Origin of the sequence: Nostoc sp. PA-18-2419 (assembly GCF_005869855.1) — a bacterium.
In the GTDB taxonomy this organism is placed as follows: domain Bacteria; phylum Cyanobacteriota; class Cyanobacteriia; order Cyanobacteriales; family Nostocaceae; genus Nostoc.
Genome location: NZ_SZNH01000007.1, coordinates 137862 through 161658, shown reverse-complemented (window position 1 = coordinate 161658; position 23797 = coordinate 137862). Strand labels below are relative to the sequence as shown.

Here is a 23797-nt window from a genome sequence, read left to right as displayed (position 1 = left end):
GGCGAACTACTTGTAATTACATTATGTTTGATGCTCTATCTGACCGTTTAGAAGCCGCCTGGAAAAAACTGCGGGGACAAGACAAAATTTCTCAAGCCAACATTCAAGACGCTTTGCGAGAAGTACGCCGCGCCTTGTTGGAAGCAGATGTCAATCTCCTGGTAGTCAAAGATTTTATTAGCGAAGTCGAAACCAAGGCACAGGGAGCCGAGGTAATCTCCGGCGTGCGACCTGACCAACAGTTCATCAAAATTGTTCACGATGAGCTAGTGGAGGTAATGGGGGATGAGAATGTTCCTTTAGTAGAAGCCCAACAGCAACCTACCATTGTGCTAATGGCTGGGTTGCAAGGTACTGGTAAAACCACCGCTACTGCGAAGCTAGCTTTACATCTGAGGAAATTAGACCGTAGTTGCTTGTTGGTAGCGACAGACGTGTATCGCCCAGCAGCCATCGACCAGCTCGTAACGCTGGGTAAGCAAATTGACGTACCAGTTTTTGAACTTGGAAGTGATGCCGACCCTGTAGAAATCGCGCGGCAAGGCGTAGAACGCGGCAGAGCAGAAGGTGTAAATACAGTTATTATCGATACCGCTGGGCGTCTGCAAATTGACGAAGACATGATGGCGGAATTAGCTCGGATCAAAGAAACTGTCCAACCTGACGAAACTCTGTTGGTGGTAGATGCCATGACTGGTCAAGAGGCAGCCAATTTGACCCGCACCTTCCACGAGCAAATCGGGATTACAGGAGCGATTCTCACTAAGTTGGATGGCGATAGCCGGGGTGGTGCAGCGCTCTCAGTACGACGAATTTCGGGAGCGCCAATCAAGTTTGTGGGCGTTGGTGAAAAAGTCGAGGCACTGCAACCGTTTTATCCTGATCGCATGGCATCGCGGATTCTGGGAATGGGTGATGTATTAACCTTGGTAGAAAAAGCCCAGGAAGAAATTGATTTAGCAGATGCCGAGAAAATGCAGGAGAAAATCCTGACGGCAAAGTTCGACTTCACCGACTTTCTCAAACAGCTACGTTTGCTAAAAAACATGGGTTCACTGGGAGGGATCATGAAGATGATTCCAGGGATGAACAAGCTATCAGACGACCAGCTAAAACATGGAGAAACCCAACTAAAACGCTGTGAAGCGATGATTAACTCCATGACCCGCCAAGAACGCCACGACCCCGATTTATTGGCAAGTTCTCCCAGTCGGCGGCGACGGATTGCTACTGGTTCAGGCTATAAAGAAGCCGACGTGAGTAAACTGGTAGCCGACTTCCAAAAAATGCGATCGCTCATGCAGCAAATGGGTCAAGGAGGCTTCCCTGGGATGCCGGGAATGTTCGGCGGCGGTGGTATGGGCAACGCCTTCGCAGGTGCAGGCAATCGTCCCCCTGCCCCCGGATGGCGGGGTTACAATGCTGGCGCCCCAGCTACGAAGAAGAAAAAGAAAGATAAAAAGAAAAAAGGATTCGGTAATCTTTAGGGATTGGAGATGGGGAAGCAGGGGAAGAAATAAGCAATGACTAATGACTAATGACAGATGACAAATAGCAGCAAACACGAGACGAGTGCTAGAATTAGCATTTCGGTATACTTAACTAACAGGAGAATGATTCTTCAGCCATGATCAAACTGCGCTTGAAGCGATACGGTAAAAAACGGGAAGCAAGTTACCGCATTGTCGCGATTAACAACCTCGCTCGTCGCGATGGTCGTCCCCTAGAAGAATTGGGATTCTACAACCCCAGAACCGATGAAGTGCGACTAGATGTTCCCGGCATCGTCAAGCGACTACAACAAGGCGCTCAACCCACTGACACGGTACGTCGCATCTTAGTAAAAGCCAATGTTTTTGAACAGGTCAGTGCCACAGCCTCATCATAATTTCGGAACAAAATCCCTAATAGCTAGTCCCAACTATGTTGGGCTGGTTAGATTTTTGGTGCAACCGTTTTTAGAATCTCCAGAGACTTTAAGCGTCGATAGTGAAATTTCTCATACCCTGAATCGGGTTTGGATTCGCATCGCCTTTGAAAGCACGGATAAAGGAAAAGTGTTTGGTCGAGGAGGACGCAATATTCAGGCGATTCGTACAGTAATTGCCGCAGCCGCAGCAGCAGTTGGGCAATCGGTATACCTGGATATCTATGGCAGCACTACTCCAGGACGGGAGGGGATGTCTTTTGATGAAGATACAGAAGACCGATCGCCCCCACCACCAAAAACAAGAGAACCGCGAATAAATGGGCCTAAACCCATTGTTAAACCCCGCATTCGCTAGATTAAAACTAAAGAAATCTGAGCGGTTGTGGTTAACTCCGCTCAGAATTATTGTGAAAATGGAAAAGTGGCACAAAGATTTTTATGTCTTTTTTCAGCCTCTTCACCAATCCCATATTTTTGAAAGTGGGTAATATGTTCTGAATGTCAATCAGTTTTGGATTTGAGATTTGTTATAGAGTAGTGATTTGCCGTGTTAGTGAGCGTCTTTTAAATTGACTGTACCCATTCTTGGATTGCAGCTTAAGAATTTTAATTTGCTAAGCCTAGCTAGGTCGAGTACTGTCTGCGACAAGCTACGCTTAGCTTGCTCATTTAATAGAGGTATGAGTGTAATTAAGATTTATTCCATGCACAAGGGGTAGGGCATGTCGCAAGCTTTAAAAGTAAGGGTACTAAAAAAGCAATTCCAAAATCCAAAATCTAAGTTATGCTCTCAGCGCACTAAAGGTGCGACCAAAATCTAGAATTACTATGGTAGGTGCTTTAACAATTCAGTTGCCGAATATTCCGAGTGCGATCGCTCTAGCAGGAGATGGAGAAGAAAATCTCAAATACCTATCTCGGCAAACAGGAGCTAACTTGGTACTGCGCGGGCAAGAATTACTGATTTCTGGTACAGATAAGCAAATCGATCTGGCTAGTAAATTAGTGCGATCGCTTGAAGAACTCTGGACTAAAGGCAATACTATTTCCACTGCTGATATTTCAACAGCTCGTCAAGCTTTGGATAGCGATCGGCAAGGAGAACTGCAAGATTTACAGCGAGATGTCCTTGCCAAAAGTCGCCGAGGCGAAGAAGTCCGCGCCAAAACCTTTCGCCAACGTCAGTACATCGACGCAATACGCAGGCGTGACCTCATCTTTGGCGTTGGGCCTGCCGGTACTGGCAAGACTTATCTCGCTGTGATTGTCGCCGTTCAAGCACTTCTGGCTAACCAGTTTGAAAAACTCATTTTAACTCGCCCTGCTGTGGAAGCTGGCGAACGACTCGGCTTTTTACCTGGAGACTTGCAGCAGAAAGTCAACCCCTACCTCCGCCCACTTTATGATGCTATTTATGAATTCATTGACCCAGAAAAAATACCCAACTTAATCGAACGCGGTGTGATTGAAGTTGCACCACTCGCCTATATGCGCGGACGTACTCTCAATAATGCCTTTGTAATTGTAGATGAAGCCCAAAATACTACACCGGGTCAGATGAAAATGGTTTTGACTCGTTTAGGCTTCCGTTCCAAAATGGTGATTACTGGTGATATTACCCAAACCGACTTGCCACTTAACCAACCATCAGGCTTAACAATAGCGTTGCAAATTTTAAAACATGTTGAAGGCATTGCCTTTTGTGAATTTTCTCAAAAAGATGTCGTTCGCCATCCTTTAGTTCAACGAATTGTGGCTGCTTATGAACAATATGAAAAATAAGGATTAGAGAATTGGGGGAAATAAATTAATTAACTAATGACAAAGGACAAATAACAAATGACTACAACATTAAAAGAATTTTTAGCAGCTTGTGAGAATCTCGGAACTTTGCGTCTAATTGTTACTAGCAGCGGTGCTGTTTTAGAAGCAAGGGGTAAGTTAGAAAAGCTATTTTATGCTGAATTACCCAAAGGAAAATATGCAAATATGCACACAGAAGGCTTTGAATTTCACTTGAATATGGACAAAATTACTCAAGTGAAATTTGAAACAGGTGAAGCAAAAAGAGGTAATTTTACAACCTATGCTATTCGATTTTTAGATGATAAACAAGAACCTGCTTTAAGTTTATTTTTACAATGGGGTAAGCCAGGAGAATATGAACCAGGTCAAGTAGAAAATTGGCAGACTTTAAAAGAAAAGTATGGGCAAATTTGGCAACCTTTACCAGCAGAAATTTAATTTATCTAAACAGATAGCGGTGGAGGAAATCGGATATCTGCACTGAATTGTTCGACGTTAACGCTGTGATAAATTGGTAAAACATATTCTAGATTTTCGTGAGGGCGGGGAATAACATGATGAGAAAGCACCTCACCACCGTTTACTCGCAAGGCTGCCTTTAGTCCTGCCGTTATTGCTACATTCACCTCGCCTATAACCCCTCGAATTAATACGGTAATTCGTCCCAAATCAGTATTTTCATAACCAACAAGAGTGACACGGGCAGCTTTACACATAGCATCTCCCGCTTCCACTGCTGTGGGAACGCCGTAAACTTCAATCATGCCTAGTGCCAATGTCATGCTTGTACCAAAATTTAAGATTATATGTGGGTAGGGGCGTACAGCTGTATCCCCCTACAGTGAATTTATTTTGTTGCAAAGATTTTTGTAAACTGTATAAAGTTAATGATTAAACCATATTTTCTATTTAGATAATATGCAATATCTTAAGTGCTTTATTATCCAATAAATTAATATTTATTCAATTAATAATCAACGTTTAATAAAAAACTGCTGATGTTTATAATCAAGGTATTTTTTAGTTTTTGCTTGGTAATTTTATTTCTATTGGGGAGTGGTGAGGCTATTGCGGGAGAGTTATCTCAACGTTTAGCTAATTTTCCTCAGTGGGAAAAATTAACTTCTGTGCAACCAGCTTCGGGTGATTTAGTTTACCCAGAATGGATGGCTGGTACTTGGCAAGTGACAAGTACGTTGGTAGATCTGGTTGCGCCTTTAGCACCAGATATCGTTACGCCAGGGTTTGAAGGTAACCGCCGACAATTAAATCAACCTGTGAGTTTTCTAGTAAAATTTGTAAAAGAGCAACCACATCTCACTGGGTTAAAAATACTCCCTTGGATAGATAAAAAATCATCAATTTTAGTAGCAGATAGAGCATTTAATAGTTTGAATTTAGCACGGGCTTCTTTAGGAAAGGAAGCGGTGTTAGCAGTTAAAGTAGATCCAGATTCACCTAATCGTCAAATTACATTCTTACGTAGTAGTCACCAACTAGTTTCTATTGTGACTGCACGGGCTACAGAAACTACTCCTAATAGCAAGTTCATTACCACAGAGGTATTTCAACAACTATTTAAAGGCAATTCTCGCCCCTATTTAAACTCTGTAGAATCTACTACGGCTTACCATAAACTTTCTCCAAATAATCCAACAATTGAAGCAGATCAAGTGACTGCTGTTTATCTTTCACCGCAAGATCCAAGTTACTTTACCGCAGGTTCTCGGCCAGTTGCTCTTTATCGCTATCACCTAAAATTTGTCCCTGCATAAATGCTTACTACTTCAAAAGAGTGATTTCAAATTTTAACCGTGGAAATTTTTGTAGTATAATTGTAGTTTATAAGTTCCAAGTTAACGATCGCGCTCTTGGAAGGTGTGCATCATGGCGACATTTCGAGATATTGTCAATTACTTTCATGCTGACTGGAAGTTGAGTATTTTCAGTATTACAGCATCTAGCATTTACGAAGTTATTGATTTAGTTGTACCTTATGCGATTGGGCAGATTTTAAACGTTTTGTCCAATCAACCCTTGGATAAACCACTTGCAAGTGCGATCGCAATTTTTTCTGACATCACCAATTACCCAGTTAATAAAACTTTATCTTTAGGGGTGTTACTGGGTTTAATTTTCCTTGTCACCGTAGTGAAAGCGCCAACACAGCCCTGGTTGACTGTTTGGTTTCATTGGGATATAGCTCTTAGGTCGCGTCGAGAAAAAAATCAAGCAGCCATCGCTAAAGTTCTTACTCTCCCACTGGAATTTTATGATGAAAATAACCCCGGACGCATCGCCGGTAGAGTATCTAGAGGTGTTACTAACCACACTTGGGCATATCCCGAAATCGCCGGACAGTTGATTCCGAAACTAATTCGTCTAATAGGAATTTTTGTGTTTATTTTGGTGATTGAGTGGCGAATTGCGATTTTATATCTAATTTCTTTTGTAATCATTCTCAGCTTAACGCTGAAAAATTTACAGCAATTGATTGAGTACGAAAGTCGTTTGGATAAATATTCAGAGAACACTGAAAGCCGCACTTCCGAACTGATCACTAATATTAAAACAGTGAAAGCATTTGCTACAGAAGCTAGGGAACTTAAGCGCCAAGAGCAACGTTTAGATCGCGAACTAATAGTGCTTGATTATCGCATCCATAAGGGGTATGTAAAATTACATACTTGGCAAACAACCGTAATTCAGTTTTGTGTATTTACAATTCTGGGTTTGACTTTAGCAGCAACACTAGACGGGAGAATTTCTCTCGGTCACTTTATCATGACCTTAACTCTTTCTAGCATGGCATACGCTGAATTAGAACCTATTAGCACTTTGGCAGAAGTTTTTGCCCGTCGCTATTCTCCCATGCTGCGGTTTCACGAATTTCTGCAAGAGCCAGCTGCGTCTGATTCAGCTAATCTTTTAGAACAGAATAAGCAGATAGAATCACCTTATAAATTTAGCGGCAAAATTGAGTTAACTCATGTGAGTTTTGGATATCATGTCAACCGTCAAGTTTTGCAAGATATTAACTTGTTGATTGAGCCATATCAAACAGTGGCATTAGTGGGACGTTCTGGTTCTGGGAAGTCTACTTTAGTGAAGTTGCTATTGCGATATTTTGAACCCCAATCAGGTGAAATTTTAATTGATGGTCAAGATATTCGTACTTTAGATGTGGGTAAATATAGACGAAGATTAGCGATCGTTCATCAAGAAGTAGACGTTTTTAACGGTACCGTATTGGATAACCTCACTTATGGTAAGCCGGATGCTAGTTTGGAGGAGGTTCAAGAAGCCTGTAGAATTGCCAGAGTCGATGAAGTAGTGCAGCACTTACCTGAAGGTTATTACACTGTCGTCGGGGAACGAGGCGTTCGCTTATCTGGAGGACAAAGACAACGCTTGGGAATTGCCAGGGCGTTGCTAGTAAAACCAGACGTGCTAGTTTTTGATGAAGCCACCTCTAGCTTAGATTATGAATCCGAACGTTCCATTCAGCTAGCGATGCGATCGATTCAGGGTACTTGTACTACGATTGTCATCGCCCACCGTCTGAGTACAGTACGGGAAGCAGATAAGATTGTAGTTCTAGATCGAGGAAGGATTGTAGAAGTGGGTAGCCACAATGAACTTTTACGTCACGAGGGTATTTATCGCCGCTTGCACTCCCTCCAAGAAACTGGAGAACTTTTAAGTTAACGTCAGTTTGATAGATTCTCAAGAACCCCGCTTCCGCGAGAGACTTAAAAAACCTATTCTTTGGTATCAAGTTGGAGATTTTTTGCCCCTTCTCTACAAGGGAAGGGGTTAGATTTTATCGAACTCAGGTTAAATTAATTCGTAATTCGTAGTTAAGAATTTAAGAATTATGAATTAGAGAATTCAGCAAAAAAGTCTAGGGTTTCCTTTAGTGCTTTGATAAAAATATCAATTTCCTCACGGGTGTTATAGAAAGATAAACTTGCTCGTGCGCTTCCAGAAAGCCCTAAGTAGCGGTGTAATGGTTGAGTGCAGTGGTGTCCAGAACGAATGGCGACGCCTTCTTGATCTAATAATGTAGATAAGTCGTTGGGGTGAACTTCTCTGGCGGTGAATGTAGCTGAAGCGACTCTACCTTCTCCTTGAGCGTTTGGTTTGGGGCCGTAAATTCTAATTTGGGGAATTTGCTCTAATTGTTGAAATAAATAAGCTGTTAATTCAGCTTCGTAGGCGTGGATTTTATCCATGCCAATATTAGTTAAATAATCTATAGCAGCACCAAGGGCGATCGCTTCCCCGATCGCAGGTGTACCGGCTTCAAATTTATGGGGTAATTCTGCATAAGTAGAATGGTCTAAAAACACTTCTGCAATCATTTCCCCACCACCAAAAAATGGCGGCATTGATTGTAATAATTCCAACTTGCCATACAAAAATCCGATGCCAGTTGGAGCGCACATTTTATGACCGGAAGCTACTAACCAATCACAGTCTATTTTTTGGACATTGATGGGAAAGTGGGGTACACTTTGACAAGCATCGACTAAGAATTTCGCACCGTAACTGTGAGCGATCGCCCCAATTTCTGCTACGGGATTAATACAACCCAAAGTATTAGAAATATGCACCACTGATACCAATTTTGTTTTCTCGGATATCAGCTTTTTAAACTGCTCTAAATCCAAAGTTTCTTCAGGCGTTAGTTCAATGAATTTCAAGACTGCACCAGTTTTTTGGGCAACAAATTGCCAGGGCACAATATTACTATGATGTTCCATCACCGAGAGAATAATTTCATCTCCCGGCTGCAAATTGTTCATTCCCCAACTGTAAGCAACTAAATTAATTGCCTCACTAGCATTGCGGGTGTAAACAATTTCCTGACGCGATGCAGCATTAATAAATTTAGCAACTTTGTCTCGTGCAGCTTCATAAGCATCGGTAGCCTTAGCACTGAGAGTATGGGCACCCCGATGCACGTTGGCATTATATTGCTCGTAATAATCCCGCAGGGTATTTAATACGAGCAAAGGTTTTTGGGATGTTGCGGCATTATCGAGATAAACTAGCGTTTTCTCATTGACTTCCTGATGCAAGATTGGGAAGTCAGCGCGAACTTTATCGGCAAGGGTTTTAGTAGTGGTAAAAGTCATTGGTAGATTAGTTATTAGTCTTTGATAGAGACGCGATTAATCGCGTCTGTACAATAGTCATGGGATTAATCACGTCTGTACAATAGTCATTACTCATTAGTTAGAGACTTAAGACTATTGACTGTGTTTAGTAATAGTTCTCTAAGAGAGGGAATGGGTATTTGGTTGATAATTTCCGCAGCGAAGGCGTTAATTAACAGTTTACGAGCATCATTTTCGTCAATTCCCCGACTTTGCAGGTAGAAGATTTCATCATCCTCCAATTGACTGACGGTAGCGCCGTGAGCGCATTTGACATTATCCGCAGTAATTTCTAATTGGGGTTTGGTATCGACTCTGGCTTTTGATGATAGCAGCAAATTGCGATTTAACTGGGCTGCATCCGTCAACTGCGCCGGCTTGGGAACAAAAACTTTACCATTGAATACTGCATGAGCGCGATCGCCGACAATACACTTATGCAATTGTTTACTTGTACCATAAGGATAATTCAGAGCGATCGCACTGTGGGTATCCGCCAGTTGTCTGCCTGAAATCATCGTCAACCCATTGAGAGTCGTTTGGGTTTGCTCGCCAGTTTGCAAAATTTCTAAATTATGCCGCGATAATTTTCCACCGAAAGTTATCGCATGACAAGTATATCGACTATCACGAGCTTGAGCGATCGCACTCTTGCCAATATGAAAAGCCTCTCTACCTTCTTGCTCAACCCTAGTGTGACTTACTTCAGCATTCTCACCAATCCAAATTTCCGTAACCGCATTAGTCAAGTAAACCTTTTGTTCTGTACGGTTCCTATACTCTTCAACCAAAGTCACTTGCGAGCCACTTTCCGCTACAACCAAACAACGGGGTTGGGAAATCGTCGCACTCTCACCCGTAACTGCAATAAATACTAGATGAATTGGCGTCTCAACTACTACATTTTTTTTCACCCAAACCACTGCTGCATCAGTGATTCCCGCAGTATTGAGAGCCGTAAAAACCTCCTGCGCTCCTTCAGCTTGAGCTAAATACTGTTGTACAGCTTCCTGTTCAGCCACAGGTAACCCAGCCAAATTACTCACTACCACCCCAAGCGGTAAATCTGCGACTGCGGATAATCCAGGTGCATAAACACCATTTACAAAAACCAAACGACTATTAGCCGCTTCTGGCAAAATCTCGAATTGTGGAGATGTGAGATTTGCTGTTTCTACATGAAATTGCACCTGTCGCAAAGATGACAAATCAGTAAATCGCCATTCTTCTTCGCGGGTTTTAGGGATACTGGAGTGACGTACCAAATTAGCAGCACTTTCACGTAAATTTTGCAGCCATCCTTGTGTGTTTGATACAGCTACTTGATTTAACAAGTTAGTTAAATAATCATCTTTATCCAACACAGTTGCTGTCAAACTATCTGCATCCGAGTTAGGAATTGGACTAGGAGAAACTTGAATAGTCATTAGACACCCACCTCAGCTGCAAATTCTGCCAGTACCCAGTCATAACCGCGAGACTCCAATTCTAGTGCCAATTCCTTACCACCACTAGTGAGAATCCGTCCGTTAGCCATTACATGCACAAAATCTGGCACAATATAATCGAGTAACCGTTGGTAGTGGGTAATTAAAATCGTGGCATTTTCTGGAGTTGATAGCTGATTTACGCCATTGGCCACAATTCTCAGCGCATCAATATCTAAACCTGAATCTGTTTCATCCAGAATTGCCAACTTCGGTTCTAGCAACGCCATTTGCAGAATTTCATTGCGCTTTTTCTCACCACCAGAAAACCCTTCATTCAAACTCCGATTGAGGAAAGCGGCATTCATTTTTACGACATCCAGCTTTTCCTCAATTAAATCGTCAAAATCAAAGGCATCTATTTCTTCCAAACCCTGTGCTTTTCGCCGGGAATTGTACGCCACCCGCAAGAAATCCAAATTACTCACACCGGGAATTTCCAAAGGATACTGAAAAGCCAAAAACACACCACTTCTGGCGCGTTCCTCTGGTTCCAACTCCAGCAAATTTTGTCCTTGGAAAATCACTTCACCACCAGTCACTTCATACGCTGGGTGTCCAGCTAATACCTTAGAAAAGGTACTCTTACCAGAACCATTCGGCCCCATAATCGCATGAATTTCACCCGATCGCACCTCTAGATTCACACCCTTGAGAATTGGTGTTCCATCAACATTAGCTGTCAGATCCCGTACTGACAGCACAAGTTCACTATTTTCAATAATCATCTTCTCTCTCTTCTCTTAGATTTGTAGTCGGCGCTAAAGCGCTTTTATCCAGCACTAAAGTGCCTAACTCCAAGGGTTGATCTTTTCGGTTCGTAGTGATTTTCCAGCACTAAAATGCTGACTACAAGCTTTATCCAACACTGCCTTCTAACTTCAAACTCAACAACTTATCAGCCTCCACAGCAAATTCCATCGGTAGCTGATTGAAAACATCCTTACAGAAGCCGCTAATCATCATCGAAATCGCATCTTCTGAGGAAATTCCCCGTTGAGCAAAGTAAAATAGCTGATCTTCCCCAATCTTGGAAGTAGAAGCTTCATGCTCTACTTTGGCAGTATTATTTTGCACCTGGATATAAGGGAAAGTATTGGCATGGGCATTATCCCCAATCAGCATTGAGTCGCACTGGGAATAGTTTCTCGCTCCTTTAGCGTTCGGGTTGACTTTCACCAAACCCCGATAACTGTTACTAGATTTACCTGCGGAGATTCCTTTAGAAATAATTGTACTGCGGGTATTCTTGCCAACGTGAATCATCTTTGTACCCGTATCGGCTTGCTGCATGTTATTTGTCAGCGCCACCGAGTAGAATTCACCCACAGAGTTATCACCTACCAACACGCAGCTAGGATACTTCCAAGTAATTGCCGAACCTGTTTCTACTTGAGTCCAGGAAATCTTGGAATTTACCCCCTGACACAAACCGCGTTTGGTGACAAAGTTGTAAATACCGCCTTTGCCGTTAGCATCGCCAGCGTACCAGTTTTGCACGGTAGAGTATTTAATTTCGGCGTTGTCGAGGGCGACGAGTTCCACTACAGCAGCGTGCAGCTGGTTGCTGTCATACATTGGCGCGGTGCAACCTTCCAGGTAGGAAACATAGCTACCTTCTTCGGCAACAATCAAAGTCCGCTCAAATTGCCCTGTGTCACCGGAGTTGATGCGGAAGTAGGTAGACAGTTCCATTGGGCATTTGACGCCTTTGGGAATGTAGACAAAGGAACCATCGCTAAATACGGCAGAGTTAAGGGCGGCAAAATAGTTGTCTGCTGTGGGAACGACGCTACCCAGGTATTTTTTTACTAGTTCTGGGTGTTCTTGCAACGCTTCGGAAATCGAGCAGAAAATAACCCCGTCTTTGGCTAGCTTTTCCTTAAATGTAGTGGCAACAGAAACGCTATCAAAAATCGCGTCCACAGCAACATTTGCCAGTCGCTTTTGTTCCGATAAGGAAATACCCAGCTTTTCAAAGGTTTCTAGGAGGGTGGGATCGACTTCATCCAAACTGTTGAGTTTTTCTTTTTTGACTTTTGGTGCTGAGTAATAAATGATATCTTGATAATTAATTGGCGGATACTTGACATTAGGCCAAGTTGGTTCTGTCATTTTTTGCCACTGGCGATAAGCCTTGAGGCGAAAATCCAACATGAACTGTGGCTCGTTCTTTTTCGCCGAGATTAAGCGGATAACGTCCTCGTCCAGTCCGCGAGGGATAGTGTCCGTCTCAATATCGGTAACAAAGCCGTACTTGTAAGGTTGGTTGACTAAGGTTTTGACAGTGGCACTCATCGGTAATAATCTCTCGTGTTCGGTTCTATCTCTTTAAGAATGGGAGACAAGCTCTTATTTTGGTGACTCCCATCTGGCATTACGGAATAGTTACACGGCTGCTAGAATGGTAGTGGAGAGTAAAACAACAACTATGTTGTTTTATGTATCTTCATTTTACGCTAAATTAACAACAACAATGTTGTCAAAGTCAAATTTTCCCAGAAATTTTTGGGACGTTCCCGCAGCGTCTGACATCAGAAGATGGCGACTATTCACCAGTCCTCAACCAAGCAAGAAATCCTAGAGTATCTGCACAAACACGAAAAAGCAACGGCTATTGAGCTAGCTGAAGTATTAGATGTCAGCAAGCAAGCGATTCGTCGCCATCTCAAAGATTTGGAGACAGAAGAGCTAGTTTTGTTTTCGACATCAGAGCAAGCTGGAATGGGGCGTCCGCAGCACGTTTATCAACTGAGTCATCAGGGACGCGATCGCTTGCATCGTACCATGAGCGATCGCTTTGGTGATGCCAGTGGCAATTTTGCTGTTTCGCTGCTGGATACCTTAGCTCAAACTGTGGGACACGACCAATTCAAATCGATTTTACAGAAGCAGTGGGAGCGTAAAGCTCAAGAATATCGCGATCGTTTGGGTAATGGTTCGCTCAGAGACCGTGTTGCCAGTTTAGTAGAATTGAGAAAAGCAGAAGGTTTCATGGCGGAGTATCACCCAGTAGATGTTAATGACTCCTCTAGAGGCGAAAGCTTTATTTTCATTGAGCATAACTGCGCTATTTCCAACGTTGCTGAATCTTTCCCCACCATCTGTGGTCATGAATTAGAAATGTTTGCAGCTGTCTTACCTGATTGTACCGTAGAACGCACCCACTGGATTATCAACGGCGAACACCGTTGTGGTTATTTAGTAAAAGTTCGTAAGTAAAAGTTTCATTTAGTTTTTCTCCCTATCTCCCCTTATCCCCAGAGGGGGCCCCACCTTCCCCATCCCCCATCTCCCTCATGTGGCACAGTCGCCAATTTCCACTCCCCAATAATCAACTAAATTTGAGATAGCGTTTTATGGATGTAGCACCACAGCAACCATCAACCCAATTTTTAACATTGGAAGAGTCAGCAAAAGTAGATGCGGCTTTATTATCTTCTCCAGAAAAATTTTTAACAAGATTGACAATTTCATCACTTAAACTTTTAAAATATATTGCTCAAGAATACGGTATTGCTATAGAAGACTTGACAGCACAACAAGTAATCATCTGGTTTGAAAAAGATAGCAAAATTAGACGCGAGCAGGGAATTGAAGCTTCATATTTGAAGTGGTAAGCTACAGCAGTGGACTGGGGAGTGAGTGAAAAGTCTATAGGTATTTAGGTTTTATCATTTGTTGATGTCTTAAGCATCTTCGCCATTGCTATACAAAGCCCAGCCTTAAATAATAAACAAAAAGCACCTTTTTTCAAGGTGCTTTTTTTAAGAAAATAATATTTGATTTTTCAGACAATTCTTTAAGGATTATAAGTGTTAGTAGTCCGGGGACTGCGAGTACCAGTTACAGCGCCTATCATTGCGGCTACTAAACCCAACAAGGAACCAAACACAAACCACCACAACCCCGAACGTACATTTCCTGCAATGTCACGAGCTTCTTGAGCAGTTACATTTGTTCGCGGTAAATTAGCAGTACCACCTTGCTGTTGTACCTGGTTTAGGACTTCCCCTGCATTGGAAGCAGCAACACCAAAAGCACCAGATACTCCACTTGCAAACAGCCATGAGCTAACTGCCAAAGTAGTTGCCCAAAGAATTGCGCCGTTAAGAAGAGCTGTATTACGGTTCATTGGCCCACAAGCACGCGCTGTAACCCAACCACCAGTAAATAGGGAAATTAACAAAGCAATCGTTGACCAAAGTCCTGCGTTACCCGCAGCGTTAGAGGCAATCGTTCTAGGCGCACCCGAACCTTCAACTGTACCAGCTGCAACAGCGCCAATTATAGCGCTCAAAATTAATTGAGTAGCTAAAGCAACTAACAAACCAGCAATAATTGGCCCCCAGCGAACAAGATCGTGATATTCAACTACTCGGCCTGGTACCACAGACCCAGTAGGAATAACATCGTCGCCTGTTCGATTCACGTATGACATAAATTATGCTCTCCAGCGCTGTTTCAGCAAAGTTTCTATTCAGGTATATTCTTGTTGTATCCTTAATTAAATAACTGAATTATCTGCTTTACTATCCATCAATAGAAAGAATTAATATGTCTATCTTTGGTCAGAAAAAAAATTATTTTTTTAACAATTCGTAATATAATCTGGTGTAAAATTAAAGTCAAGAATAAATATTTATAAAAAATTGTCGGCGTTTAAATAAAATTAAGAGAAAAATATTAATTTTTTGAAAAATAGCTTAACAGTAGATGCAATTAGATTTAAGGCAAAATATTCTCAGCATTGTCAAAAGCAAAATAATCAAAAAATTAACGCGTTCTCACAGCAGTACCTGTGGCGGTAATCAGCAATAGAACTCCTGACTGGTCAACATTGATTGTGCCAGTATCAATTTCAATCCCAATTACAGCATTTGCTCCTAAACGTTGTGCCCGTTGTTGTAATTCTTCTAGCGCTTTGCGTTGACCTTGCTCAAATAAACGCTCGTAACTACCAGTGCGTCCACCAACAATATCGCGAATGCCGGCTAAAAAATCTCGTAAAAAATTGCTACCATAGACAACTTCTGCTGTGACAATACCTAAATATGATTCGATAACAGCTCCTTGAATCACATCAGTGGTAGTTATAATCATAAATTAACCTCATGAATATTATATAATTTGATATTTATTAACTAGGTGAAGATAATTAAACTAGCGATTGAAAGTTATTTATACCTATAAAAATGCCCTGTGTTGTAGAAGGGTTTAATAAATATACTCTCACAGAATTAAGAAAAGCGATCGCCACTTTACTCTAGATTATTGTCTAAGCACAAACTGACTTTCAGGAACATTTTGCTTGTTGCATTTATCTTATCGTCTAATAACTAAAAAAAGATGTAAACACTTGGATATTAGTTTACTCAAGTTAACGTCAAGGATTAAAAATATTATCAAATTGGATACAGACTCAGTAAGTTGTTAAATAAAATAACAAACAGCAGATGAATATTCAACTCTTCCTAATATTGGTGCACTGTCTATTGATAATTAACTCAGACACCATTAGTTTGTAATCCTATACGTATAAGCACTGAAAAACAATGTAGTTTTTTCTGTTTGACTGATTTATATCTGGAAGAATTTACTTTGTTGATTGAGAACTTACACTTCCTGATTCAGTAAAAACTCTGTGATGTAGCGTTGATTGTAAAGTAAAGAGCAAATGAACTATCAACATCTTAATCAATGCGAAAAAATACAGTTTTCAAAAGTCCACATTTTTGTTTTAATGTACAAGAAAAAAGTTCTCTAAAATTTCAGGAAATTTACTGTGTACAAGCCAACATCATTTGTGTTTAGTGTGGTGTTACTAGGATGCTTTGCCTTTACAATGCCGATGCCGACTCAGGCTCAAGTATTAGTGGCACAAACCAAAAATCAAGAGTTAAAGCAACTACTAGAGGAAGGACGGAGGTTAGTTGATACAGGCGATTTTGGAGGAGCGATCACTGTTTATCAGCAAGCAGCTGGCTTAGATCCCAAAAATGCTAAAATTCACTCAGGTATTGGATATTTATACGCTCAACAAGGAAATTATCAAGCAGCATTAACGTCTTATCGTAAGGCGATCGCTATTAATCCGAGCAATAGTGATTTTTATTACGCCGTCGGTTACATCAAAGCCAATTTGGGAGATACCGCTGGGGCAAAAGAAGGTTACCGTCGTGCCATACAACTCAACCGTAACAACGTTAACGCTTACTTAGGATTAGCTGTCACTCAATCTCGTCTAGGAGATTATAGTGCAGCTAACTGGGCATATCAGCAAGCACTCAGCTTAGATAAAAACAATGCCCAGACTTATGAATTGATGGGTTCGATGTATAAACAGCGACGGCAAACTAAACAAGCGAACACTGCGCTTCAGAAAGCCCGTGACTTGTATCGGCGACGCAATGACTTAGATGGGGTAGATAGAGTAGAAGCCATGCTGCGACAGTTAGGAGGATGAAATCAATCTAACTGGCGTCCCGTTAATTCCACAAAAATATCTTCCAAGTTAGAGGGACGCACCATCATTCCAGTTTTATCCGGCTGTTCATTCAAGTAGATATTTGCTTGTTCCAACGAAGGAAAAAACAAATATTCCCAAGCTAAGGCACTGTCACTTCCTACTTTAGATAAACTCAATTGTTTCATCACCAAACCTTCACCGTGAGCAGAACGCAGTTGATTTAGCGTTCCCAAAGAAATCAGCTTACCGCCATCCATAATACCGATGCGTCCTGGCTTGGTAGAGCCGAAGGCATTGCATAAAAATTCGACCTCATCCATATAATGGGTCGTTAGTAGCATCGTCATTCCCTGCTTATTCAAATCTCGAATAATTTCCCAAAGGCGTCGCCTGGTTTGGGGGTCTAGTCCTACCGTTGGTTCATCTAAAAACAAAATTTGCGGTTGATGTAATAAAGCTCTCGCTATCTGCAACCGCCGTTTCATACCTCCAGATAGGGTTTTGACCAAATGATTGCGTTTTTGTGTTAATTCTACATACTCTAGCCATTGATTAATCAATTGTTGTCGCTGCGGGTTGCTAATGTGATGTAGTCTTCCATGCAGTTCCATATTTTCCCAAACAGTTAAATCGTTATCCACACTGACTTGTTGCAAGACTACGCCAATACTGTTTTTCGCCAACATTGGTTGGCTGACCACATCATATCCATTTACTTCTATCCGTCCTTGGGACGGTTTGGTTAATGTAGTCAGCATCCGAATTGTGGTGGATTTTCCTGCACCGTTGGGGCCAAGTAGAGCAAATATTTCCCCGGCTTCAATTTTGAATGACAGGTCATTAACTACAGGTATGTTGTTGTAAAACTTGTAGACGTTTTCTAAAAAGACAGCAGTCATGGTCATGCTCCAATTAAATAATTCCAAATCACCTAAGTTTTGATGGCTGCAAGCCCACCCTCTGACTTCTGAATTTAGAAGTAAAACAGGCTTTACTCCAAGCTTTTAGACTCACGTTGTCTATTTCACTTTCCTTAAAATCCGCACTCAGCCCATATTTTACACCTACCTCATGTCCCTGGAAACTCTTGAGGCCGCCGTAGTTTAAAAGACCTCCTTTAAGAAGAATGAAAACGTTATGGAAACATAATTAATTGACTACCGTGCGTAATACAACCATTGCGGAATATGACTGCGAAGCTCTACTCTGGAAAACTTAGGCAGTCGGTATTTTGGATAAATGAAAAATTGTTTAAAATTTACTTTTGATAGCGGACAAACAGCATTAGCTATTCGAGTTAATCAGCAAGCAGAATTGCCCAATGCTTTAGAGCAAATAGGACTTAGTAATTCACGTCCTGTTTTAGTAGTGGTGGGAGGTGCAAGTAATATCAGTGAAGCCGACTTTCTGCGTATCCAACGCTTGTTTGTAGAGGTTTTAGCCCCGATTGCAGAAACTTTGGGCACTTATGTTGTAGATGGAGGTACGGATGCGGGAGTCATGCGATTGATGGGTGCGGCTCGTACCCAGATAGATGCTAGCTTTGCTTTGGTTGGTGTGACACCTGAAAGGAAAGTGGCTTTACCCAATGAGTTAAAAGCTGCTGATTTGACGCCCTTAGAGCCAAACCATACTCATTTTGTGCTAGTTCCTGGTAGTGATTGGGGGGATGAGTCTCCTTGGATATCTGAAGTTGCAACGGTATTAGCTAGTGGTGCACCTTCACTAACAGTGCTTTTAAACGGTGGTGAAGTTACCTTTAAAGATGCTTTTTCTAGTATTAATACTGGTAGATTAGTTCTAGCGATCGCTGGCAGTGGTAGAACCGCAGATATACTTGCTAGTGCTTTGGTTGGAAAAGTAACGGACGATCGCGCTCAAGAGTTAGCAAAATCTGGTAAATTACAATACATCGACTTAATCGACATCGAAAAGGGAGTTGATAACTTAGGAGAAATAATTAAGGGTTTGCTTTCTACCAAGGAGTAAATAATGGCAAAAAAAGATAGTTATCAAGAATTTTTAAAGGAAGATTTTCACAAATTATTTGTAGGCATGAACTTAGGCGACGTGCAAAGACATTTTTTGCGCTCGCGCTGGTTAGACCAAGTACTTTGGATGGAAGGTAAGGCGAATTTAGCACGCGATCGCTATTATTTTTTGCGATTAACAACCATTATTGGTGGTGTAATTCTCCCGGCATTAGTCAGTCTAAATATTAGTACTACTTCTGAAATTAAGATTCCCAGAAATTTAATTATTGGCTCAACTTTTGCGCTCAGTCAATTAGTTGCTATTAGTGCTGCCATTGAAGAATTTTTTCACTATGGAGAACGCTGGCGACACTATCGCCGCACCGTGGAATCTTTAAAAACCCAAGGATGGCAATTTTCTCAGTTGACAGGCCCTTATCAGAATTATACAAGTCACGAACAGGCTTTTAATTTTTTTGCAGGTCAAGTAGAAAATATTATTCAGCTAGATGTGGAAGTATATGCCACTCAAGTTGTACAAGAGAAGAAAGAAGAACACCAGAATCAACAAAACTATATTCTCATGCAAAATCCTAAAATAACTAATGTTGAAGACAAGAAAGAAGAATAGTTATCAGCTATCCTTGCATTTAACTTGTATATCTTTTTATATTAATTGTTAACTGTTAAAGTTCAACAAACTTAGGGAGTGATTATACAACTTCAAAGTGTAATAATTCAACATAAAATGTAATAAATGAAGATACAAATTATATTAAACTTCATATCAATTCTGAATTTTAACTTTTTCAAATAAACTCTCCCCTGTTAGATAAAAACATGGGGAGAGCTAAAACTAAAGTCCGGTAGGGTAATCGGGCTATCTAAGTTTTTATTATTTATCAACTTTATCTTATTCCTCCTAAAGACAGATAAATATTTCATCAGAATTCTACTTTGGTAGCTTTTAAAAAAATTCCCCATTACTAGAAAGAAATGGGGGAATATGGAGTTAAAGTTCGTCAGGTGATCGGAATATCTGTTTATTTTGTCTTGATAATATCTTTCTCAATTCCTTCGTTAGATAGATAAATAACCACTCAATATTCTGATGGATGTATTCTTCAGCACTCTAATCTTAAAGGACATCTCTTGTATTCCATATCAGAAAAATCAAGAATTCTTCTCCATACCTCTCCCCGAAACAGGGAGAGGCTTAAAAATTCTATTTTTTTGTAGTTGGAGTGTTTGACTTTGCTCCTAATATCATGTTCGGGTAAATACTTGTGATTCCCTTCGCTCCTGGCGTTCCTGTAGGGTAGGAAGTGAAGCAATCGCATAGATAAAGTGATTGCTTATTCCCAACTCGTTACACTCGCTTCGGATATATCATAAGTGATTAGCCAAACATGATATAACTGAGCACTCCCCACTTCTTAACTGTTTTATTTACCTTTGGGCACAGTATCTCCAAGACCAGCGGTGACAATTACTAGATTTTCTGGCTTAATTAAATCCTGAATTACTTGTTGGATTTGAGTCATAGTAATTGCCTGAATTTGTTGGGGAAATTCGATAATTTCTGCGCGTGGAAGTCCCAAGGCTGCATTATCCAAAATGATGCTAGAAACATTACTAGGATTGGCTAAATCCACAGGGTAGCTGTTAGTAATTGAGCGTTTTGCTGCGTTTAATTCAGCTTCAGTAACTCCTTGTTCGCGTAATTGTTTGAGTAAAGCAACAGTACTGACGATCGCTTTTTGGGCATCTCCAGGAGCAGTCTGCATTTGAATTAAGAAGGGGCCGGGATTAATTCCGGCGGCAAAAGCACTGTAGATACCGTAGGTTAAACCCTGGCGATCGCGCACTTCCGTACCCAAGCGGCTTGCTAATGTATCACCACCCAAAATTTGATTCAGCACTAATGCTGCATAAAAACGTCGGTCTTTCCTGGAAATGCCGTTGTAGCCGATGTAGGTCACAGCCTCAGCCTTACCAGGAATTACCTTATTTAAACGTGTCGAAGTTTGCGGCAATGCTACGGACGGCACTTTTAGAACAGGCGGCTTACCTGTGGCTTGCCATTTGCCAAATACCTGATTGAGCAATTCTTTGACTTTATCTGGCTGGAAGTCTCCCACTAAAGCGATGGTTGTGGTATCCGGTCGGTAATGTGTTTGGTAGAAGCCAAGCAAATCATCACGAGTAATGCTTTTTAAACTTTCTTCTGTAGGAAAACTGTGGAATGGATGATTTTCTGGGTAAATTGCCTGTTGAAATACCCGTCGTCCCAGACCACTGGGGTCATCTAGCTGGATTTTGAGACTGGTGAGTGCCCTTTGTCGACTCAGTTCTAACTGGTCACCGGGAAAAGTCGCTTTTTGTAAAACATCTGCTAAAGTTTGAATCAAAATTGGCAGGTTTGCTGACAAGCCCTCACCACTGATATTTACGCCTTCGCGGCTAGCGCCAAAGTCCAAACCGGCTCCTTGGTCTTCTAAAGTTTTTGCTAGGGTGAGAGCATTTTTAGTCTGCGTTCCATTCATTAAGTTGATTGCAGTTAGACTCGCTAATCCAGCTTTTTGATTACCGTCAAACTCACTACCAGCATCAATTTTACCGCTGAGATTAATAGTAGGAACGTTGTGATCGCTTAACAGCAGAACCCGCATCCCATTATTTAAGGTAAACTCTTCTGGAAGCGATTGTTTGGTGGAATCTGTAGTTGATGTGGCAGGTGGTAGATATTTAGCCAGTTCTGCTGGATCTACAGGTTTACCAGGGCTGAAATTCTCCACAGTGCGACTAGAACCAGCACTAGAGGCTCCTGGTTGACCATCTGGTTGAGTCGGCTCAAAGTAGCCAATGGTTTGTTTAGCTGGATTCAGGTAAGTTTTAGCTGCTTGCTGTATTTGGGCTGGAGTAACTTTGGCGATCGCAGCTAGATACTTTTCAATAAAATGATAATCCCCCGCTACAGTTTGGTTATATCCTAGTTGGTTGGCCTGACTAGTAATATCTTGGTTACCCAATATGTATGAGGCTTGCAGTTGCGTCTTTGCTCGGCTTAATTCTTCTGGGGTCACTGGCTGCTGTTGCAGTTTTGTCAAAGATTCCTGGAGTACCTGAGCAATTTTGCTTAACTGTTGACCCGGAGCCGCTGTAGCATTAATTTCATACCAACCTGGCTCAATGAGTTCCGCAGCACCACCACTAGCTGAACTAGCGAGTCCAGATTCCACCAAAGCCTGGTAAAGCCTAGAACTCCGTCCACCTGTGAGGATGGCATCCATCACATCAATTGCTGGAACATCAGGATGCTTGATATCTGGCAGAGGATACATCGCTTGTAATAGTGCTGCACTTCCAGGTTGCTTGAGGACAATGGGTGCTTTTTGATTAACACCGGAGGAAGATGCAGGCAGTGGGGGACGCGCTGACGCTGTTAATGAACTCTCCGTGTCCCTGTGTCCTCTTTTTGCCAATTTTCCGTAAGTTTCTTTGACAATTTTCAGTACAGGTTGTGTGGCAAAATCCCCGGTAATTACCAAGGTGGCATTTTCTGGGCTGTAGTAGGTTTGGTAATAATTCCGCACCTGTTCTAACGTAAATTTTTCGACATCAGCTTTTGTACCTCCTACTGGTAAGCCATAAGCTCGATTGGGGAAAGCATTTCGTATAACTTCCCGATTCAAACGATACTCAGGTGAATTTTCGTACCCTTGTAATTCAGAGATTACTACTCGCTTTTCACTTGTGAGTTGCTCAGCCCCAATTAAAGCATTTTCCATGCGATCAGCTTCTAGCGTCAGCAATGCTTCGAGTTTGTCTCGCTGCACTGTACCAAAATAGGCTGTTTCGTCATAACTCGTGAAGGCGTTGAACTGGCTACCCAAGGCACTAAATAACCTGCCAAACTGTACTGGACGGTCGGTTGTGCCTTTGAACATCAAATGTTCTAGCTGGTGGGAAATACCATTTTGTCCCTTAACCTCATTGCGTGAACCAACTTTATACCAAACTTGCACGCTAACTACAGGAGCAGTATGGACTTCTTTAGTTAGCACAGTTAAACCATTGTCCAATACGGTTTCTTGCACTCCTTGGGTGAATGAGAGCGCAGATACGGGTGTGGTGGTTGTTGGTGTTGCTCCAATGGTAAAGTTGCCTGAAAACGGCACTAAACTTAGGAGAATACTCAGCAAAAATCCGATAAGCATGTATGCGCGTGGCTTCATAAGCAGTGGAAAATGAAAAATTCAAGTTGATAAAATATAATTTCTTTTGTAAAGAAATCAGAGCGTTGTTTTGAACGTTCAAAGATTGAGCCTCGTAATCATCCTAATATAAAAACTTTGAAACGTGAGCTATCAAGTTCTTATATTTCATGAATGTAACTATTAGGATATTTGTAAAATAGATAATATTTTGAATCAAATAGCGATAATTTTGATTCACTATTGAAATATAGTTAATAAATAATTTAGAGATAATTTTTAAAACAAATAGTTTGGGCTATTATCCTTAATCAAAAGAATATTTTCTTTTTCCTGAACTCATAATAATTTAACTGTATTTACTTCACTTTTCAAGGTAGATTTTGTGATTGTTTATCCTTACCAATTTTTAACTATTTGATAGATAATATTTCCCTATAATCATTAATTTAACGAGAATAACCAAGGAATTAGCGGTCATAATTCAGAATTTACCTAAGTACAACTGGTGAATAAACTGTGAAACACTTCATCAAATTTGAAAAATTTGTGGTGGGGACTTCCAAAAAATAAATTATCCAATTCAATCAGGTGATATTTTTATCTCCCCCCTGCTCCCTGCTCCCCTGCCTACCCTATCGATAGAATATTTTTTAATTGGAAGTCCCTGGTGCTTCTAAAAGGCAAGTCTAAATTCCCACAGATTACATTCTGAATTCTGAATTATGACTTCTGTTTTAAGATTGTATTCTT

The 23797-nt window shown here is 41.3% G+C and carries 21 protein-coding genes; 12 read left to right on the top strand and 9 right to left on the bottom strand.

What is annotated here, in order from left to right:
• Positions 1-23: 23 nt before the first annotated feature.
• The 5 genes from ffh (at position 24) to FCR06_RS09740 (ending at position 4174) form a co-directional block, all read left to right on the top strand.
• Positions 24-1487, top strand: coding sequence for a signal recognition particle protein (gene ffh / locus FCR06_RS09760; RefSeq protein WP_138499025.1), 1464 nt, complete (start codon positions 24-26; stop codon positions 1485-1487).
• A gap of 140 nt (positions 1488-1627) precedes the next feature.
• The gene (gene rpsP / locus FCR06_RS09755) at positions 1628-1888 is read left to right on the top strand and encodes a 30S ribosomal protein S16 (protein ID WP_138499023.1); all 261 of its coding nucleotides are present in this window, start codon (positions 1628-1630) and stop codon (positions 1886-1888) included.
• Positions 1851-2285 carry a KH domain-containing protein gene (locus FCR06_RS09750; RefSeq protein ID WP_138499021.1) on the top strand — a complete coding sequence of 145 codons (435 nt, stop codon included), beginning with the start codon at positions 1851-1853 and terminating at the stop codon, positions 2283-2285. The genes rpsP and FCR06_RS09750 overlap by 38 nt, the downstream gene beginning before the upstream one ends.
• 473 nt (positions 2286-2758) lie before the next feature.
• Entirely contained in the window at positions 2759-3712 is a 954-nt protein-coding gene (locus FCR06_RS09745; protein WP_138499019.1) for a PhoH family protein, read from the top strand.
• A 57-nt stretch (positions 3713-3769) separates the two neighbouring features.
• Entirely contained in the window at positions 3770-4174 is a 405-nt protein-coding gene (locus tag FCR06_RS09740) for a ChuX/HutX family heme-like substrate-binding protein (RefSeq protein ID WP_138499017.1), read from the top strand.
• Positions 4175-4179: 5 nt separating this feature from the next.
• On the opposite strand, the gene FCR06_RS09735 is transcribed toward FCR06_RS09740, so the two are convergent.
• Positions 4180-4518, bottom strand: a complete 339-nt coding sequence (locus FCR06_RS09735; protein WP_138499015.1) for a carbon dioxide-concentrating mechanism protein CcmK — start codon at positions 4516-4518, stop codon at positions 4180-4182.
• 216 nt (positions 4519-4734) lie between these two features.
• Here FCR06_RS09735 and FCR06_RS09730 point away from each other — a divergent pair, with 216 nt between their 5' ends.
• Both FCR06_RS09730 and FCR06_RS09725 read left to right on the top strand, forming a co-directional pair.
• Entirely contained in the window at positions 4735-5511 is a 777-nt protein-coding gene (locus FCR06_RS09730; RefSeq protein ID WP_138499013.1) for a DUF6816 family protein, read from the top strand.
• Positions 5512-5623: 112 nt separating this feature from the next.
• The gene (locus FCR06_RS09725) at positions 5624-7444 is read left to right on the top strand and encodes an ABC transporter ATP-binding protein (protein ID WP_138499011.1); all 1821 of its coding nucleotides are present in this window, start codon (positions 5624-5626) and stop codon (positions 7442-7444) included.
• 167 nt (positions 7445-7611) lie between these two features.
• Here the strand turns inward: FCR06_RS09725 and FCR06_RS09720 are convergent, their stop codons facing one another.
• The 4 genes from FCR06_RS09720 to sufB all read right to left on the bottom strand — a co-directional run bounded on the left by FCR06_RS09720 (position 7612) and on the right by sufB (position 12683).
• Positions 7612-8877, bottom strand: coding sequence for a cysteine desulfurase (locus FCR06_RS09720; RefSeq protein WP_138499009.1), 1266 nt, complete (start codon positions 8875-8877; stop codon positions 7612-7614).
• An 89-nt stretch (positions 8878-8966) separates the two neighbouring features.
• Positions 8967-10325, bottom strand: coding sequence for a Fe-S cluster assembly protein SufD (sufD, locus tag FCR06_RS09715; protein WP_138499006.1), 1359 nt, complete (start codon positions 10323-10325; stop codon positions 8967-8969).
• Positions 10325-11113 (bottom strand): Fe-S cluster assembly ATPase SufC, encoded by a 789-nt coding sequence (sufC, locus tag FCR06_RS09710; protein ID WP_138499004.1) that lies wholly within the window; start codon positions 11111-11113, stop codon positions 10325-10327. The genes sufD and sufC overlap by 1 nt, the downstream gene beginning before the upstream one ends.
• Before the next feature lie 130 nt (positions 11114-11243).
• On the bottom strand, positions 11244-12683 hold the full coding sequence (gene sufB, locus FCR06_RS09705; RefSeq protein ID WP_138499002.1) for a Fe-S cluster assembly protein SufB: 1440 nt from the start codon (positions 12681-12683) through the stop codon (positions 11244-11246).
• A gap of 243 nt (positions 12684-12926) precedes the next feature.
• On the opposite strand from sufB, the gene sufR reads away from it, so the two are divergent.
• Both sufR and FCR06_RS09695 read left to right on the top strand, forming a co-directional pair.
• Positions 12927-13607: an iron-sulfur cluster biosynthesis transcriptional regulator SufR gene (gene sufR / locus FCR06_RS09700; protein WP_138499000.1), complete on the top strand. Its 681-nt coding sequence runs from the start codon at positions 12927-12929 to the stop codon at positions 13605-13607.
• A gap of 137 nt (positions 13608-13744) precedes the next feature.
• Entirely contained in the window at positions 13745-14005 is a 261-nt protein-coding gene (locus FCR06_RS09695) for a hypothetical protein (RefSeq protein ID WP_138498998.1), read from the top strand.
• Positions 14006-14187: 182 nt separating this feature from the next.
• Here FCR06_RS09695 and FCR06_RS09690 read toward each other — a convergent pair whose 3' ends face one another.
• Together FCR06_RS09690 and FCR06_RS09685 are read right to left on the bottom strand one after the other, a co-directional pair.
• A complete protein-coding gene (locus FCR06_RS09690) occupies positions 14188-14826 on the bottom strand; it encodes a hypothetical protein (protein WP_138498996.1) in 639 nt (212 codons plus the stop codon).
• 335 nt (positions 14827-15161) lie between these two features.
• On the bottom strand, positions 15162-15488 hold the full coding sequence (locus FCR06_RS09685; protein ID WP_138498994.1) for a YbjQ family protein: 327 nt from the start codon (positions 15486-15488) through the stop codon (positions 15162-15164).
• Between the two features lie 682 nt (positions 15489-16170).
• Between FCR06_RS09685 and FCR06_RS09680 the strand changes: the two genes are divergently transcribed.
• Entirely contained in the window at positions 16171-16851 is a 681-nt protein-coding gene (locus tag FCR06_RS09680) for a tetratricopeptide repeat protein (RefSeq protein WP_138498992.1), read from the top strand.
• A 2-nt stretch (positions 16852-16853) separates the two neighbouring features.
• Here the strand turns inward: FCR06_RS09680 and FCR06_RS09675 are convergent, their stop codons facing one another.
• Complete coding sequence (locus FCR06_RS09675; protein ID WP_138498990.1) at positions 16854-17759, bottom strand: ABC transporter ATP-binding protein; 906 nt, start codon at positions 17757-17759, stop codon at positions 16854-16856.
• Positions 17760-18093: 334 nt separating this feature from the next.
• Between FCR06_RS09675 and FCR06_RS09670 the strand changes: the two genes are divergently transcribed.
• Together FCR06_RS09670 and FCR06_RS09665 are read left to right on the top strand one after the other, a co-directional pair.
• A complete protein-coding gene (locus tag FCR06_RS09670; RefSeq protein ID WP_138498988.1) occupies positions 18094-18843 on the top strand; it encodes a hypothetical protein in 750 nt (249 codons plus the stop codon).
• Positions 18844-18846: 3 nt separating this feature from the next.
• Positions 18847-19458 carry a DUF4231 domain-containing protein gene (locus FCR06_RS09665; RefSeq protein WP_138498980.1) on the top strand — a complete coding sequence of 204 codons (612 nt, stop codon included), beginning with the start codon at positions 18847-18849 and terminating at the stop codon, positions 19456-19458.
• Positions 19459-20272: 814 nt separating this feature from the next.
• On the opposite strand, the gene FCR06_RS09660 is transcribed toward FCR06_RS09665, so the two are convergent.
• Positions 20273-23065 carry a M16 family metallopeptidase gene (locus FCR06_RS09660; RefSeq protein ID WP_138498979.1) on the bottom strand — a complete coding sequence of 931 codons (2793 nt, stop codon included), beginning with the start codon at positions 23063-23065 and terminating at the stop codon, positions 20273-20275.
• Between the last annotated feature and the right edge of the window lie 732 nt (positions 23066-23797).

What these genes read in the sequence shown, in the direction of transcription:
- ffh (WP_138499025.1), top strand. Translation starts at nt 24, where the DNA reads ATGTTTGATGCTCTATCTGACCGTTTAGAAGCCGCCTGGAAAAAACTG.
- rpsP (WP_138499023.1), top strand. Translation starts at nt 1,628, where the DNA reads ATGATCAAACTGCGCTTGAAGCGATACGGTAAAAAACGGGAAGCAAGT.
- FCR06_RS09750 (WP_138499021.1), top strand. Translation starts at nt 1,851, where the DNA reads ATGTTTTTGAACAGGTCAGTGCCACAGCCTCATCATAATTTCGGAACA.
- FCR06_RS09745 (WP_138499019.1), top strand. Translation starts at nt 2,759, where the DNA reads ATGGTAGGTGCTTTAACAATTCAGTTGCCGAATATTCCGAGTGCGATC.
- FCR06_RS09740 (WP_138499017.1), top strand. Translation starts at nt 3,770, where the DNA reads ATGACTACAACATTAAAAGAATTTTTAGCAGCTTGTGAGAATCTCGGA.
- FCR06_RS09735 (WP_138499015.1), bottom strand. Translation starts at nt 4,518, where the DNA reads ATGACATTGGCACTAGGCATGATTGAAGTTTACGGCGTTCCCACAGCA.
- FCR06_RS09730 (WP_138499013.1), top strand. Translation starts at nt 4,735, where the DNA reads ATGTTTATAATCAAGGTATTTTTTAGTTTTTGCTTGGTAATTTTATTT.
- FCR06_RS09725 (WP_138499011.1), top strand. Translation starts at nt 5,624, where the DNA reads ATGGCGACATTTCGAGATATTGTCAATTACTTTCATGCTGACTGGAAG.
- FCR06_RS09720 (WP_138499009.1), bottom strand. Translation starts at nt 8,877, where the DNA reads ATGACTTTTACCACTACTAAAACCCTTGCCGATAAAGTTCGCGCTGAC.
- sufD (WP_138499006.1), bottom strand. Translation starts at nt 10,325, where the DNA reads ATGACTATTCAAGTTTCTCCTAGTCCAATTCCTAACTCGGATGCAGAT.
- sufC (WP_138499004.1), bottom strand. Translation starts at nt 11,113, where the DNA reads ATGATTATTGAAAATAGTGAACTTGTGCTGTCAGTACGGGATCTGACA.
- sufB (WP_138499002.1), bottom strand. Translation starts at nt 12,683, where the DNA reads ATGAGTGCCACTGTCAAAACCTTAGTCAACCAACCTTACAAGTACGGC.
- sufR (WP_138499000.1), top strand. Translation starts at nt 12,927, where the DNA reads ATGGCGACTATTCACCAGTCCTCAACCAAGCAAGAAATCCTAGAGTAT.
- FCR06_RS09695 (WP_138498998.1), top strand. Translation starts at nt 13,745, where the DNA reads ATGGATGTAGCACCACAGCAACCATCAACCCAATTTTTAACATTGGAA.
- FCR06_RS09690 (WP_138498996.1), bottom strand. Translation starts at nt 14,826, where the DNA reads ATGTCATACGTGAATCGAACAGGCGACGATGTTATTCCTACTGGGTCT.
- FCR06_RS09685 (WP_138498994.1), bottom strand. Translation starts at nt 15,488, where the DNA reads ATGATTATAACTACCACTGATGTGATTCAAGGAGCTGTTATCGAATCA.
- FCR06_RS09675 (WP_138498990.1), bottom strand. Translation starts at nt 17,759, where the DNA reads ATGACCATGACTGCTGTCTTTTTAGAAAACGTCTACAAGTTTTACAAC.
- FCR06_RS09670 (WP_138498988.1), top strand. Translation starts at nt 18,094, where the DNA reads ATGAAAAATTGTTTAAAATTTACTTTTGATAGCGGACAAACAGCATTA.
- FCR06_RS09665 (WP_138498980.1), top strand. Translation starts at nt 18,847, where the DNA reads ATGGCAAAAAAAGATAGTTATCAAGAATTTTTAAAGGAAGATTTTCAC.
- FCR06_RS09660 (WP_138498979.1), bottom strand. Translation starts at nt 23,065, where the DNA reads ATGAAGCCACGCGCATACATGCTTATCGGATTTTTGCTGAGTATTCTC.